General features: G+C 60.1%; 12 protein-coding genes and 1 pseudogene. 5 read left to right on the top strand and 8 right to left on the bottom strand.

Annotated features, from left to right (window positions below; genetic code table 11):
• Positions 1-85: 85 nt before the first annotated feature.
• From AC1DSJ_RS24220 to AC1DSJ_RS24210, 3 genes and pseudogenes are all read left to right on the top strand, one after another.
• A pseudogene (locus AC1DSJ_RS24220) lies at positions 86-1,010 on the top strand (phage portal protein).
• Between the two features lie 619 nt (positions 1,011-1,629).
• Positions 1,630-2,580, top strand: a complete 951-nt coding sequence (locus AC1DSJ_RS24215) for a hypothetical protein (protein ID WP_146073928.1) — start codon at positions 1,630-1,632, stop codon at positions 2,578-2,580.
• A 466-nt stretch (positions 2,581-3,046) separates the two neighbouring features.
• Positions 3,047-4,276, top strand: a complete 1,230-nt coding sequence (locus AC1DSJ_RS24210; RefSeq protein WP_441372310.1) for a hypothetical protein — start codon at positions 3,047-3,049, stop codon at positions 4,274-4,276.
• 182 nt (positions 4,277-4,458) lie between these two features.
• On the opposite strand, the gene AC1DSJ_RS24205 is transcribed toward AC1DSJ_RS24210, so the two are convergent.
• From AC1DSJ_RS24205 to AC1DSJ_RS24190, 4 genes are all read right to left on the bottom strand, one after another.
• Positions 4,459-5,181, bottom strand: a complete 723-nt coding sequence (locus AC1DSJ_RS24205) for a DUF1120 domain-containing protein (RefSeq protein ID WP_441372309.1) — start codon at positions 5,179-5,181, stop codon at positions 4,459-4,461.
• Positions 5,182-5,294: 113 nt separating this feature from the next.
• The gene (locus tag AC1DSJ_RS24200) at positions 5,295-6,002 is read right to left on the bottom strand and encodes a DUF1120 domain-containing protein (RefSeq protein WP_082387267.1); all 708 of its coding nucleotides are present in this window, start codon (positions 6,000-6,002) and stop codon (positions 5,295-5,297) included.
• Positions 6,003-6,046: 44 nt separating this feature from the next.
• Complete coding sequence (locus tag AC1DSJ_RS24195) at positions 6,047-6,781, bottom strand: DUF1120 domain-containing protein (RefSeq protein WP_346553304.1); 735 nt, start codon at positions 6,779-6,781, stop codon at positions 6,047-6,049.
• A 185-nt stretch (positions 6,782-6,966) separates the two neighbouring features.
• Positions 6,967-7,695 carry a DUF1120 domain-containing protein gene (locus AC1DSJ_RS24190; RefSeq protein WP_082387269.1) on the bottom strand — a complete coding sequence of 243 codons (729 nt, stop codon included), beginning with the start codon at positions 7,693-7,695 and terminating at the stop codon, positions 6,967-6,969.
• 204 nt (positions 7,696-7,899) lie between these two features.
• Here AC1DSJ_RS24190 and AC1DSJ_RS24185 point away from each other — a divergent pair, with 204 nt between their 5' ends.
• A complete protein-coding gene (locus tag AC1DSJ_RS24185; protein WP_254600749.1) occupies positions 7,900-8,544 on the top strand; it encodes a response regulator in 645 nt (214 codons plus the stop codon).
• 45 nt (positions 8,545-8,589) lie between these two features.
• Here the strand turns inward: AC1DSJ_RS24185 and AC1DSJ_RS24180 are convergent, their stop codons facing one another.
• The 4 genes from AC1DSJ_RS24180 to AC1DSJ_RS24165 form a co-directional block, all read right to left on the bottom strand.
• On the bottom strand, positions 8,590-9,207 hold the full coding sequence (locus AC1DSJ_RS24180; RefSeq protein WP_054427303.1) for a DUF1120 domain-containing protein: 618 nt from the start codon (positions 9,205-9,207) through the stop codon (positions 8,590-8,592).
• Positions 9,204-11,735, bottom strand: coding sequence for a fimbria/pilus outer membrane usher protein (locus tag AC1DSJ_RS24175; protein ID WP_441372308.1), 2,532 nt, complete (start codon positions 11,733-11,735; stop codon positions 9,204-9,206). The genes AC1DSJ_RS24180 and AC1DSJ_RS24175 overlap by 4 nt, the downstream gene beginning before the upstream one ends.
• Before the next feature lie 2 nt (positions 11,736-11,737).
• Positions 11,738-12,442, bottom strand: coding sequence for a fimbria/pilus chaperone family protein (locus tag AC1DSJ_RS24170; RefSeq protein WP_054427305.1), 705 nt, complete (start codon positions 12,440-12,442; stop codon positions 11,738-11,740).
• 191 nt (positions 12,443-12,633) lie between these two features.
• Complete coding sequence (locus tag AC1DSJ_RS24165; RefSeq protein WP_054427306.1) at positions 12,634-12,864, bottom strand: hypothetical protein; 231 nt, start codon at positions 12,862-12,864, stop codon at positions 12,634-12,636.
• Positions 12,865-13,062: 198 nt separating this feature from the next.
• On the opposite strand from AC1DSJ_RS24165, the gene AC1DSJ_RS24160 reads away from it, so the two are divergent.
• Positions 13,063-13,992: an NUDIX hydrolase gene (locus AC1DSJ_RS24160; protein WP_391568540.1), complete on the top strand. Its 930-nt coding sequence runs from the start codon at positions 13,063-13,065 to the stop codon at positions 13,990-13,992.
• Positions 13,993-14,052 lie beyond the last annotated feature (60 nt).

The raw sequence follows: 14,052 nt of genomic DNA, 5'->3' as shown, positions 1-14,052 counted from the left end.
GTTTTTTCTTGCCCAGGCTTGCCCATTAAGCACCACTGGAAGCACCCCTTTTTCCGGGTAGCTTTTCGATCACCACGGCGCTCCGATGGTGCGCGGCGCTGGCGCTGCTTCGCGCGTGACCTCTGACACCTTCACGTTTGACGACGCTGTACCCGTCATGGATCGGCGCGACATTCTGGATTACCTGGAGTGTTTGGATAACCTACTCTGGTACTAGCAACCAGTTAGTTTTGAAGGTCTAGCCAAGTCGTTTCGAGCCAGCACGCACCACAGCAGCGCCTTCATCGAGCGCCGTCTCATCCGCACGGGGAAGGATGGTCAGGTTACGCCATTCGCTGGCCAAATTCACGCGCGTGGGTGTGGAACCCGGCACGCACTTCTTTGTGCCGCACTCGCGCATCGAGCATCCATTCGAACCCGGCAGTGTCCGGCATTTGCGAAAGGCAGACATCAATCAGGAGGTGTACGGGCTGCCGGAATACCTCAGCACGCTTCAAAGCGCATGGTTGAACGAGAGCGCCAAGTTGTTCCGGCGGCGCCTACATCAACGGCAGTCACGCGGGTTTCATCGTGTACTTTACCGATGACGGCGCAAGCCAAGAAGACGTCGATTCCATCCGCACGGCACTGAAGAATTTAAGGGGGCGGGCAACTTCCGCGATCTGTTTCTCCACTCTCCCAACGGAAAGAAGGATGGCGTTCAGATCATTCCGCTCAGCGAAGTGGCGGCGAAAGACGAGTTTCTGAATATCAAGGCGGTCACCCGCGATGACGTGCTTGCAGCGCACCGCGTGCCACCGCAGCTCATGGGCATCGTGCCGGGCAACACGGGCGGATTTGGGGCCGTGATGCCCGCTGCTCAGGTGTTCGCACGCAATGAGATTGAACCGCTCCAGGCCAGGTTGTCCGAGTTGAATGAGTGGCTTGGTATGCCCGTCATGAAGTTCAGGCCATACATCGTTGGCGTCCAGACCGAGGACGGCACGGGCGACCGTTCGCCGCGCGTCTAGAGGCGGTCACCCTCAACACCAAGCCCCGCACTCGCGGGGCTTTTTTTTGTCCGTGCCGCGCTTACTCGTGCTCGCCGCGTCTTGCCCCGGGCTTGATGGCCAACGGCTCGTTTAGGCACGGTTCACCGGCCACATACCGCCGAAGCTCCGCAACACTGTCGATGATGTCCTGGCGGTGTCGTAGGCTGCCTGCGCTCTTCAAGCCGGCGTCCAGGGCCACGATGACGCGCTGAAGGCGCCAGATTTCCCAGGCTAGGGCACAGGCCTCGGCGGTGGGGTTTCGCGCGTACAGCTCGCGTATGCGGGCCGCATGCAGGGGCGCGGGAGGGGTCCGCTCGAACGCGTCCATATAGTGCCTCTCAACTACTGTACAAATACACAGCATATCGGGCATCACGAGGTCTGGCGCGCAGTTCTCCCCCCGCCGCGCCTGCGCGCTAAATGTGCGAGAAAAGACTCAACCATACGTCACCCCTTGCCGCCAGCGTTAACGCGCACTGCAAGTTGCCGCCAGCCTGGGAGGAGCGACGCAGAACGACGCGTTAGAGACGCATCTTTGTAGGATCTCGCATCGAGCAGGCGATAACATGCTGTGACATTTCAATCGGAGGGGCGCGCTGTGAAGAAGTTATGGCTTTTGACGTCGGTGCTGGCGCTCTTGGTGGCATGCGCAATCGTTCTGACTTGGGGCGGGTGGTTGCCGTACCCATCGGCAGTCACGAATCTGGAAAGCCGTGGGCAGTTCGGCGATAGCTTTGGGGTAGTTAATGCGTTCTTGTCCGGGTGTGCTTTTGTTGGCCTATTGGTGACGATCGCATATCAGCAACGACAGATATCCTCTCAGGGCGCGGAGATGGAAAGGCAGGCCAAGCGTGACGCCGTCGCCCAGTTTGAAGAGACCTTGTACCGCCTGCTGGGCCTGTATCAACAAAGCGTAAGTGACGTCGTCATCACACGCAGCAATCAGACATACAGGGGCAGAGACGCGTTGCGACATTGTGCACTCGCTGCGTGCAGGGAAATAAAAAGAAGCGGCGCTAGCTCATTGCCGCACGACGTAAAGACCCGGATGCGCAAGGGCAGTGCAACCGTAGAAGACAAGCTGTTGTTCGACCATCTTTGTATTCAGAATTTCATGCACATTGAGCATCTTGCCCTGATCCAAAGGCGGGTGATCTCAAATCTCGTGTTGCTGTTGATGCACCTCGAGCGCCGCATTCCGGAAGGGATAGACCGCGAGCATTACCGGAGGCTGGTGTCAGCTCAGCTCACTCACGTAGAGGTCCAATACATCTTTCTAGTTGCACTGGCCTTTGCGAATGAGGAAGAGCTTCGGGCGCTTTTGAATGAGGCTGAAATTTTGAAGCGCGATTCAAATCCCTTCAGTCTTGATCTGCACAGGCAAATGTACCTTCACTTCTACAACGTGGACCCGGGCGCGAAGGTGCAACCTCGAACTATGCCATTGCCCAAATCCAGGAAGAGGGAGCTAAAGCGTTCAGCCCTGCTAAGGCGCGTTCTCGTGGATCGGGGGTTGCAGCCCGACCAGCAAACCGGCGCGGATGTTTGATCAGATATAGACCGGTTGCTTATCGCGCTTCCGGCGCTGTGTATATTGACGCGCTCAATTCTTGCTCAGATTTAGGGAGGGGCTGGGGAAAACCTAACCTTCCTAACCGGGGCCGAAAATGATGTTTAAGTCATTGATTTATATGAATAATAATGGTTAGGCTTGAAACCTAACCTGACCTAACCTAGAACCTAACCTCACTGTAAGTCATTGATTTATATAGATATCTATTTTTTATGAGGTTAGGGTATCGAAACCTAACCGGGTTAGGCTTCGGTTAGAAAAAAGTTAGGTTTCTTCAAGGCTCGGAAACCCGCATGAATAAAGGCTCTCCGGCCATTTCGCTATGGGTGGTTAGGAAGGTTAGGTTTTTCCCAGCCCCTCCCGTAATTTTTGGAGGAGCAGCTTTCCCACGCCCGTTGGTGCATCATTCACCTCCATTCCTCCTGATTCCCGCACCGTTTTCATGGCCATCAAACTCAGCGAAAAGTATTTGCGACAGATAACTGACGTTGTTAATTCCGCCTCCGTTGCTAGGTGGTGGGATGTGCTGGAACAGCCGCAGTTCGATAACTTGGTGCTCAGTGTGGCGAAGCTCCATCACCTGCGTCTGTCAGAACGCGATGCGCATATGGCCCTTATTCGTGGCCTTTTGGATTGTATGGATGGCTTTGATCTGCCCTCGCTTAAGTCGCCGGTGCCTGAAGAACTAGAGCGAAGGGTGAGAAATGCGATTTTCGAGAAGCTGCGTACTCTCATTGAGTCGTTCCCGTGGGACTTCGAGGTCAAATTTCCGTTGCCGAGGTTCGAGAATTTCGGCCCCTTTGAATTTGACCTTAGTGAGTCGGTCGTCCTTCGGAACGCACTCGATGAGCCGCAACCTCATGGACTTCAGGCGCTACGAGTCTCGACGGGCAGGCGGCTCATACAAATTTGCGTGAAGGCAAACGGATATGCCGATTCCGATCCGGGTGGAAACGCGGTCAGCCAAGCTATCAGTCGAGCAAAGCAGGTCCTCTACTTCCTGGATACTTTTTCGTTGTCGACTTGGTTCCATGGCGACGTGCGTTCAGAGGAAACATACGCCATGGTGTCGCAGGAGAGGGTGGCTATCCGACTTCCCGATAGCCTTACGAACTATCTTTGCGGTCTAACGCCCAAGTCGGATCTGATGACGATTTATGGCGACGAGTCTGGAACCTTGCTAGGCGGGGCGCTGCGCGCCGCAGATACACCAGAAGAGCGAGTGGAGGCACTGAGTCTGAAACTAGATGCGGCCAAAACTTTTTTTTCTCGCGAAGCACACGCGGACTTTGAGGCAATCGGGGCCGCGATGGAGTGGTACATCGATTCCGTCACTGCCGACAATCAGACCTTTGCATACATTGCCGCTTGTATTGGATTAGAAGCTCTACTCGGCTACGGTACGGATGATCCGTCCGACAAGATGGAAGCAATGTCCGTTAGATTGAGTGACCGTTATGGCTTCCTACTAGGAGTGGGGAGAGCTGATAGGGAGAAGCTTTCTAATGAGTTTCGCGAAATGCTGAAGCTTAGAGGCAAGCTTGTCCACGCGCGCAACAAGAGACTGAATGCTGATCAGCGGGCGAAGCTGTATGGAGTGCAAAACATGCTTTCGAGTGTGATTCGCCAGGAGGTCAAAACGATGACAAGCACGAATACGAAGCGTGCTTAAAGAATGCTATGTAAGCAGGTACAAAATCGGGTACTTAGTAATATCCATACTGTGTAGATCACTGTTTTATGCGGGGTTCCGGCGATTGTACGAGTGACCCTCTGTCCGCCAGAATATGAAGGCCCCCGAATTCATCGAATTCGGGGGCCTTTTTGTTTGCCGCGCCGTCGTGGCCACAGGCTTTACAGGTAGACCAGTGAAATGGTGGCGCTGCCGTCAAAAGCAATGTCGGTGCCGGTCGGCAATGCGCTGCTGCGGTTAATCGTCGGGACGACGGTCAGCGCACCATTGACCGAGGTGATCGGAACGGGTGTGCCGTTGCCGCCGCCCGGCGATCCAATCACGAACGAGTACGTGAAATTGGGGCTGATGTAATGGCGCGAGGGGATGTCGGCTCGCCAGGTTTGCAGGTTGGCGCTGTAGATGACGTAGGCTTTGGAACCGTTCGCCATAATGTCGGGGTCCTTGAACCCAAACATGTAGCCCCCGATGGGGATTTGGGCGTCGTCCGCGCCAGCAACGGTTCCGAGCCCGTAGATGAAGTCGTCTGTGATGATGGAACTAGGGGTAGCCCAGGCGTTGACGTTCAGATCCGCCTTAGGCACTTTGCTGCTTGCGCGATTATCGACAACACGCAGCCCGATTCGGGTTTCGCCGTTGCAGGTGACTTGCAGGCCGATCGCCTTTTCGCCCACTTTGGTGCCATCGGGAGCGAGCGAGTTGAAGGGCCGCTCGCCGAAGTCCAGCCGGCCGTCGCTGTCCAGAGTGAGGTCGCATGATGGCGGTGTGAGGCGGCCAGTGACCGTAAGGTTTGCCGAGGGGGCCGCTTGAGTCGTTGCGGTTATCAGAACGCTCGCGGCAAAAAGGCAGCGCAGCGCGTGTGGGGATCGTGCCAGATAATTCATGAACATCCAGGGTCAAAAGGGAAAGAAGCACGCAGTCTTGGACCTGGCCGCCTTGCGGTATAGCGGCATGCGCCTGATACGGCTTGGCGGTCAGTCGTCGCGAAGGGGCGGCGTCAGAGGTAGCGCAGCGTGAAGGTGACCGAGCCGTCTATCGGAATCTCTTTCGCGATGGGTAGTGCGGCCGGTTTGTTCAGCAGCGGCAGAACCGCCAGGCTGACCGATGCATTCGTGATGGCTGCGGCGGCAGCCGGGGCGCCGAATGAATACTCATCCACCAAATTCAGGTTGATGCTGTCCTGAGCCGAATGAACCGGCCAGGAGGACGAGCTGCCAGCCGCGCGCGCCAAAATCTGCATGGTGTCGACGGCCGGCGGCTTGCCGTCAATCAGAGAGGCTTCGGGGCGAATCAGTAGCACTGCTGCGCCGATCTTGACGTCATCGATGCGGCCCAGCCCCCACGCATGAGGCATGCCGTTTTCGGGGTTTTGGTAGGGCCATTTCAGGCCCGCTGCGATCGCTTCCTGGTGCGTAATGGTGGAGTTCGCACGATTGTCCTGTGCCGTGAACGCCACGCGCGTTGGCCCGCCGCAGGCAATCTCCAGGCGGGAGTGCTGTTCTTTGAGCAGAGTGCCGTCAGGGTCCAGGGTTCGAAATGGGATATCGCCGAAATCGACCCCGCTTGCACCGTCGACGCTGACGTTGCAAGCGGGCGGAGTAATCTGTCCACCCACGATAAGGTTGGTTTGCGTAGTGTTGGCCTGGGCGCCGCCGACCGCAGTCAGGGCGAGGCAGGCGCATAGGTGAGGCAGATTTTTAATCATAGGAGCTGGCGCAAAGCGCTCTCTTTTAAAAGTCCAAATTCCGGCTACAGGTAGCGCAATGTGAATGTGATTGAGCCGTCCAGGGGGATTTCGTCCGCTGAGGGCAAGGTTGACGGTTGCCCGATCAGGGGGGCAAGCCCGAGCGCCACTTTGGCATTCGTAATGCGTCCGGGGGGGCCACCCGCCGCGCCGAATGAATATTCAAAGTTGGGGCTGAGGTTGACCGAGTAATGCGATGACGCGACTGACCAGCTGCTGCTGCCTGTGGGCCGCGCGATGATCTTTTGCGCACCTGCCTGGGTCAAGGGCGTGCCGTCGATGGTGGTGGTGGGCGGGTTGATCAGGACGATCAAGGCTCCCGTCTTGATGTGATTGCCGTCTGCAAAGCCCAGGCCCCAGGAATATTTGGGGCCGTTCTCGGGGTTTTGGTACGGCCAGTTCAGGCTGGGGGCTTCCTGGATGGTGATGCCGGACCCGGCACGATTGTCTTGGGCGACAACGCTGACGCGCGTGGGGCTGCCACAATCGATCTGCAGGGCAGCGTCTTTTCCGTCAAGCTTCGTGCCGTTGTTGTCCAGCGCGTTAAACGCAATAACGCCGAAGTTGAACGTTGAGTCGCTGCCAAAATGGACGTTGCACGCGGGCGGAGTCAATTTCCCAGTGATGGTGAGATTGTTACCGCTGATAGCGGGTGCAGCAGCCGTTAGCGCGGCAAGCACAATGCCGAGTTTGAGATGGGTTGTCATGAACGTTCCTAATTGCCAGGCATGCCGGGTCATGGCAGCAACGATCCGATGTGGCCGTGGCGAGCGCGAAGCAGGACGCGGCGCGGGCGGCTCCTGGGAGACGCTTTGTCGGACTGCACGGGTTTCGGTGATCGACAGCGGAGGGCTCCACAAGGCCCTCCGCACGGATTTCGGTGACCGACCGCGGAGGGCTCCTCAGAGCGCCATCCGCGTTGTCTTTACAGGTAGATCAGCGAAATGGTGGCGCTGCCATCAAAAGCAATGGCGCTGCTGGTCGGCAAGTCGCCGGAGCGGTTGATCGTCGGGACGACGGTCAGCGCGCCATTGAGGGCGGTAATGGCGATAGGCGTGTAGTTGCTTGCGCTGGGAGCACCGATCACGAAGGAGTACGTGAAATTGGGGCTGAGGTAATTGCGCTGCGGTACGTCGAATTTCCAGTTGCGCTTGTCGGCGCTGTAGACAACGTAGGCTTTGGAGCCGTTCGCGGTAACGTCGGCATCCTTGAAGCCAAACATGTAGCCGCCGATGGGTACCTGGGTGTCGCCGGCGCCGGTAACCGAACCCAGCCCATAGATGAAGTCGTCAGTGATCAGCGCGTTGGAGCTGCCCCACGCGTTGGCGTTCAGCGCAGCCTTCAGAACCTTGCTGCTGGCGCGGTTGTCTACAACATGCAGCCCGACACGGGTGGCGCCATCGCAGGTGACTTGCAGGCCGATGGCCTTTTCGTTCAACTTGGTGCCGTCGAGGCTGAGCGTGTTAAATGCACGCTCGCCAAAATCCAGATGCCCATTGCCGTCCAGCGTAAGGTCGCATGACGGCGGCGTGATGCGGCCGGTGACCTTCAGTTCCGCAGAGGTGGCCGCTTGGGCCGTTGCAGTAATCAAAAAGCTCGCGGCTAAGAGGTAGCGCAGAGCGTGCGGGGTTCGTGCTGAGTGATTCATGGCCATCCAGTTCAGATGTGGGGTGGGGGTAAACCACACACTCTAGGAAATGGCCGGCTTCCGGTATATAGGCGTGGGCCTAATCTTTACTGGGGGCGCGCAGATGGCTGCGCTACTATTGTTCACGCTGGTTTTGCGCTTAGCGAACAGCCGTGGAAAGTCTTAGGTTTGTCTTGGAATTCCATATTGTTAGCGTCTCAAATTCATCCGTTGCGTATCGCCCTACTTGATGACCACCCGGTAGTGCGGGCCGGGGTGGCCGCCTACCTGTCGCAAAATCGCGACATCGTCGTCTTGGGCGAGTACGAGTCCAGCCGCGACTTGATCTTGGCGTCGAGCACGCAGTTGGCCGATGTGCTGCTGATCGACTATTCGCTGGGCCCGACCGAGATGGATGGCATCTCGTTGATCAAGACGTTGCGCATCAAGTTTCCCGCAGCTCGCATTCTGGTGCTGTCCGCCCTTTATGACCCCGCCACGGTGGCGCTTGCCCTGCGTTCGGGCGCACATGGCTTCGTGGGCAAGGGTGGCGGCGCAGACGAAATCGTACGCGCCGTGCGCAAGGTCGCGGCGGGTGGCACGTACTGCGATGACCAAATGACTTACCTGCTTTCGGGCGCCACCACTGCACCTCAAGAACTGCAGCCAGCCGAGTGCGACCTGTTCGATGGCGCGTCCTTGTCTGCACGCGAGCGCGAAGTGATCCGCTGCTTGTTGGAAGGGATGACCATTTCGGAGATTGCGGCCAAGTTCGGACGCAGCCCCAAGACCATCAGCGCCCAGAAGGCCACCGCCTATCGAAAGCTGGGTGTGACGACAGACAACGCCTTGTTCAAGCTGCGCGGGATCTTGTAGTGCGTGGAGTGCCGCGTTGCTTGACGCACCGTGGCGCGGCGCCGCTTAACGCGCCGTAGCGCGCTCGGCATCCAGCAATTCGAAAAGCAGGGTGGTAGACCATTCAGTCTGGTCATGGACGCGAACATCGGTGTCTCTGACTTCTGGCGTCAGATCGATCTGTGCCGTGAACGTGCGTCCGCTGCGGCCGTGTTCCATGACAGCGACATCGCCCGGGCGCAGCGCGACTTGGGTTTGCGGACCGTGGTGAGGAATCTCCAGATTGATCAGGCGCGTGTCCTGGCCGTCTATCCTTCCCTGGCTCAGCACCACCCGCAGCTCACCCGCCTGGGCAAAACGCGCCGCACCGTCATTGCGGGTGGGCGCCGTGACGCGCAAGGCCAGGGGGCGAGGCGTGGGGCAATGAATCGTCAGCGGCACCGTGCGGGGTTGCAGCACGTAGCGGCGGCCTTCAAGAAAGGTCAGTTGGCCCGCAGTGAAGCTGCCATAGTCCACAACGCTCTGGCCGACGCTGATCTGACAGCCAACCTGCGACGGCACGGCCGGGCCGGGCGACAAGCGGGCCGGTTGCGAAGCAGCCGCCTGGCTGCTTGTCAGCAGCCAGGCCGTCATCATCAACGCGGCTAGGCGCGGCGTGGAGTGTGTGCGGCGAGTGGGCGTCATACATTTTCCTCTGTGGCGGGTGGGGCGTTGTCAGGATTCGACTGCGGTTCGCAGGTGGCTTGCGCGCGCTCGTACAGCGCATCCAGGTCAGGGGATGCCGCCAGGTTGTACAGGAGTTCGCATCTGGCGCCATCAGCCGCCGCCACGGTCAGCGGCGCGGCAAGCGCCTGAGCATCTGGCAGGAATATCTGACCGCCGCCGCCTACGAGCGTGATGAACGAACCGGTGGCGCTAAGTACGGCGGCGCCCTTGGGTACGACCTCTCCACCAGGGTAGGTTGCAGTCAACAAGGTGCGGCGCACTTTCACCACCGCGAAATCGATGGCCGATACCGAGCCGCGCGCGGGCTCCAGGCCGTAACGGCCATTGATCAGGTCCACGTTGCGCGCAAGCGTTGCGGTGGCCACCTGGATTTGTCCGTCTCGGTAGGCGGGCAACGAGGGAATGACGGCCCGGCCCCAGGGGTCGGTCCAGACGCTGCCGGAGGGCGTATTCAGGCGCACGCCGGACAAGTCTCCTACCGATGCGATGGCGAACGTGTCCTGCACGCGATAGGGCGAGAAGCTCAGCCCTTGCGCATGGCCGACGAGCGCACCGCGTACGCGTGTGGAATGACTGTATCCCCCGCTGAAGCTGCTGGCGGCAAGGTTGAGTTGCGTGAAGGCGGAGTTAACGCCGAGCGAGCCCGAGTAGCTGGCATGGCCGTTGGAGTTGGAGGAGGCCGAGAGCGAATAGGTGGTGCGGTCATCAATCGCCGCGCTGGTATTGACCCCGTAGCTGGTGCCGTTGTCTTGCCGCTGCATGGACGCACTGACGCTTTGCTTGCCCAGCGGAAAACTGAGGTTCAAGTACATGAAGCTGCCTTGATTGCGATGGCTGGAACCCACATCGCGTTCAAATGACAGAGACACGCTCGTGCGGTGAAAGGTCTTGCCCCAGTTCAACATGCCGCGCCGCGATGCGTGGCCCCGCGTATTGAGGGATTCGCTGTAGTTCGCGCTGAAGCCGCCCAGGGTGGAATGGCTCCAGCCCAGCCCGGCGCTGAGTTGCTGTTTGACGCGGTCGTCGCGATAGCGAGGCGCGCGAGGATCGTCGTGCGGCAGGGGGCGAGTTTCGCTCGTGCTTTGGATATCGCTATAGCCGTCCGTGCGCCGCAATAAAGAGACGTTCGAGGACAAGCCGGGCAGCAACATGGCGGAACCCGACAGCAGAAACTGCGCGCCGCTGCGACCCGTATGGGCGTTGTGGGACCACTGGCTTTGCAGCGCTGCCTGAGCGCTGGCGGGCAGAATCACGTCGGCGCGTGCGCCAATCGCGCGGTAATCGCGGCTGAACATGCCGCCCGCGGTCAAGTTGGCGCGAGAGCCCAGCGAGACGCCATACTCGGCCGATGCGACAGGGGTGGCGCCGCTATTCGAGAAGCCGGTCTGGCGCAACATGCCCAGTCCGCCGCTAAAGCCGACGGGGGCGCCCAGCCGGTCGACTTGCAGCGCGGCCGCCGGAACGATGAAGTCGCGGACTTCGCCCGATGTCTCGTGAATGACGACTCGGATATCTTGGGTCAGCGAACGCGGCACCACGTCGCTTAGCGTGAAGGGGCCTGGCGGCACGATGGTTGATGCCAGGGGTATGCCGTTTTGCAAGACTTCCACCCGCGCCTGGGTGTGGGCGATGCCTGAAATAGGCGCGCCTTCCTGCGTCCGGGTTTGCAGCGCGGTCTCGGGAAACAGTTGAACGCCGTTGACGGGAACGCCGCCAAACAACGCGCCCTGCAGGTTGATTTGCCCCGCTTGAAGGGTGGTTTCCTTCGTGTGGAACGTGCGCTGCGCATAGGCGTCGAGATGGTTCCAGGTCGACTTTCCGCCCACGCTGGAATAGGTGTTGTTGCTGCGAAGAATCCAGTCGTTCGCGTTCAGGCCGAATTCTGTGTATGCCTGCAGATAGCGATTCGCGCCGCTCAGATGGCGGGTCTGGCTGGACAGCACGTCGTAGTTAAGGATGACGGCACGCCCGCCCGATTGATAGGACACGGTGCTTTCACGCTTGGCCACGGCGCCAGGCGGGGCCACGATTTCCACCGCCATGCGCTCGGGTTGCAAGTCGATGGTTGTCGTGGGCCACGCACGCAAGAAAGCGTCAGGACAGGGGGCCGCGTCGCCGCCTTGTTCCTGGGGTGTCTTCAGCTGAGCAAGCGTCAGCAGATCATGGGTCAGGCACAGTTTGCCTTGGGTGTCGAACGTGGCTTGAGCGCGGCCCATCGGGCGGCCGTTCACGGAGATGCTCACCGTGTGAACGCCTTGCAGGAAACGCGCGCCGTTCTGAAAGTGCGAGGCGATGGCGGGGTTCAAGCCCCGGCTCTTCAGGATTTCGAGGTCAAATCCGCCGCCTTCGGCCTGTGCGCTTGCAGGATCGTGCGCGCAGAGCATCAGGCTTGCGGCGGCAAAGGCGCCACTGCAAGCCGCGCGGGCGCGCAGACGGAACGAGGTAGCCATCATCAAGCTCGACACGCCCAAATTGGGCCGTGGCATTTTCAGCGCTTGATCGGTGCGTCGAAAGACGAGACTTGATAGCCATAGACGGTGGCGGGATAAAGACGCACGGTCGTCTCGCCTTGCAAGCCGGCGCCTGCTGCGCGCAGTTCCAGCGTTTCGCCTGGCAACACGTAGGTCTTGGGCAGGATCAGCGGCTGGTTCGAAGGCTGCACGTGGACTTGCTGGTCCATCCGAACGACGTAGGGGCTGGGGTTGCGCACCGTCAGCTTGCCGTCTTGGGCCGCCCAGACGAGCTTCTTCCAGGGAGCGTTGTCGGCGGCGACGCCCTTGGGCAATGCGATGAGCGGCAGATCCTGGCGTATGGTCAGGCGCAGCTTGTTGGTCTGCTCGCCAGATTGCGGGATGCCTTCGAAGACGGCGCGCTTCATGCGTTGCGCGCTCAAGGGCTTGTCGTTGGTCAACAGGAAGCGCACCAATTGCGTCTTGCCTGGGGCAAGGACGGCGGCCGGCGGAGACACCGTGACCCAGTCGTCTTGGTCTTCCTGAATATGTTCGATCATGGACACCAACAGCACGGGCTCATCGCCGGTGTTCTTGATGCCGATCGTGCCTTCGCCGGTGGCTTCGTCCACGAGCACCACGGAGGTTTCGGGCTGGATGCCCATGGAATGCGCTTGGCTGACGGGAAAGAGGGCGACAAACAGCATCGCCGCGAGAACGCGGGAAAAGGAATTCTTGAACATTGGAGATCGCTAAGGCAGCGGCCCGGCGGGCCTGAGAAGCGTTGCAGTGTAGGGATGGGCTCGCGGCCTTGATATAGGCGTGGGCCTATTTCCCGTACCTTGCTTGTCCAATGCCGGGGCGGGCCTTGCGGCCTCGCCCCTTCACGCGCCGCAGGAAGCGGCTCGGGTATTATCAAGCCCTTGCGCTGGGCCTAGCCTTTGCGGTTTTCGTATGAGGTGTCCAGCACATCGTCCTCGGGTGTGATGACGCCGGGTTCACCAGGTTGTGCGATGGCGCGCCCATCGCGTGGCATGCCCGCCACTTGTTTGCTTTGATCGGGCATCGGCAGCGTTTCCGTGCCTTTGCGCGGGTCGACGGGCGCGCGGGGTTTGTCTTCCGCGGTTTTGTCCACGGCTTGGGGATCAGGTGCAGTTTTCAACATGGCGCTTGCTCCGCTTGCGGGCGTCCCAGGATGGCGACGCGCCTGGATATCTGCTTTCATCTTAGGTCTCGGAGCGCGCGTCGCGGCCATTGCGGCTGTCACGTTTGCAAGCGGCTGTTGCAGGGTCAGAACCTTATAATTTCGCGCGCCTCGCGGTTTAGCGGCCAGCGCTTGTCCAACCTTATTTCTCCGCCCACTTTGACCGAATCCGTCGAACGCTCTGTCCATGCTGAACTCGTCGCCGTGTTGGTCGCCGTGACCAACGGCGAGCCGCGCGTGTTGACGACGGATGATGCGCGCGCTCTGCCGGCGGGGCCTTTCGAGTTGTCGCATCGGTCCTTGCAGGCCGGGTTGCGCGCCTGGGTAGAGACCCAGACGCATCATCCGCTGGGCTATGTGGAACAGCTCTATACCTTCGCCGATGGCGACCGCTCCGATGAGTCGGGCGGGCGCGTCATGTCGGTCAGTTACCTGGGCCTGACGCGCGAAGCGGGCGAGACCGGCGTGGCGCAAGTCGGGTGGCAGGACTGGTATCGCTATTTCCCTTGGGAAGACCGGCGGGCCGGTACGCCTGCGCTGGTCGAGGAGCTGATCGTGCCGCAGTTGGCGCAGTGGTGCGAGGCCAGCGCCGACCTGGCGGTGCGCACGCGCCGTCATCAGCGCGCCGCGATCACGTTCGGGCTGGAGGGGGCCGCGTGGAACGAGGACATGGTGCTGCAACGCTACGAGCTGCTGTTCGAAGCCGGGCTGGTACCCGAGGCCGCGCGGCGCGGCGGCGGCAAAGCTGTGCTTCCGGGCGAGCCTATGCGCCATGATCATCGGCGCATTCTTGCGACCGGCATTGCGCGCTTGCGGGCCAAGATCAAATACCGGCCCGTGGTGTTTGAATTGATGCCGGCCGAGTTCACCTTGCTGCAGTTGCAACTGGCCGTCGAAGCGCTGGCGGGGCGCGGCCTGCACAAGCAGAATTTCCGCCGCCTGATTGAACAACAGGCGCTCGTTGAAGAGACGGGCGAGATGGCCACCGGCACCACCGGCCGGCCGGCCAAGCTGTTCCGATTCCGGCGCGATGTGCTGGCCGAGCGCGCCATTGCTGGCAGCAAACTGCCCCTGTCCCGTGCACTTTGATGCTTGACAGTGCTTATGCTCGTCTTTAGCATAAGTAGTGCGCAATCCTTGCGCGCCTTT

This window comes from Achromobacter sp. 01N37, assembly GCF_056399725.1.
This window is presented reverse-complemented; position numbering and strand designations above follow the sequence as displayed.

What these genes read in the sequence shown, in the direction of transcription:
- AC1DSJ_RS24210 (WP_441372310.1), top strand. Translation starts at nt 3,047, where the DNA reads ATGGCCATCAAACTCAGCGAAAAGTATTTGCGACAGATAACTGACGTT.
- AC1DSJ_RS24205 (WP_441372309.1), bottom strand. Translation starts at nt 5,181, where the DNA reads ATGAATTATCTGGCACGATCCCCACACGCGCTGCGCTGCCTTTTTGCC.
- AC1DSJ_RS24200 (WP_082387267.1), bottom strand. Translation starts at nt 6,002, where the DNA reads ATGATTAAAAATCTGCCTCACCTATGCGCCTGCCTCGCCCTGACTGCG.
- AC1DSJ_RS24195 (WP_346553304.1), bottom strand. Translation starts at nt 6,781, where the DNA reads ATGACCCGGCATGCCTGGCAATTAGGAACGTTCATGACAACCCATCTC.
- AC1DSJ_RS24190 (WP_082387269.1), bottom strand. Translation starts at nt 7,695, where the DNA reads ATGGCCATGAATCACTCAGCACGAACCCCGCACGCTCTGCGCTACCTC.
- AC1DSJ_RS24180 (WP_054427303.1), bottom strand. Translation starts at nt 9,207, where the DNA reads ATGACGCCCACTCGCCGCACACACTCCACGCCGCGCCTAGCCGCGTTG.
- AC1DSJ_RS24175 (WP_441372308.1), bottom strand. Translation starts at nt 11,735, where the DNA reads ATGCCACGGCCCAATTTGGGCGTGTCGAGCTTGATGATGGCTACCTCG.
- AC1DSJ_RS24170 (WP_054427305.1), bottom strand. Translation starts at nt 12,442, where the DNA reads ATGTTCAAGAATTCCTTTTCCCGCGTTCTCGCGGCGATGCTGTTTGTC.
- AC1DSJ_RS24165 (WP_054427306.1), bottom strand. Translation starts at nt 12,864, where the DNA reads ATGTTGAAAACTGCACCTGATCCCCAAGCCGTGGACAAAACCGCGGAA.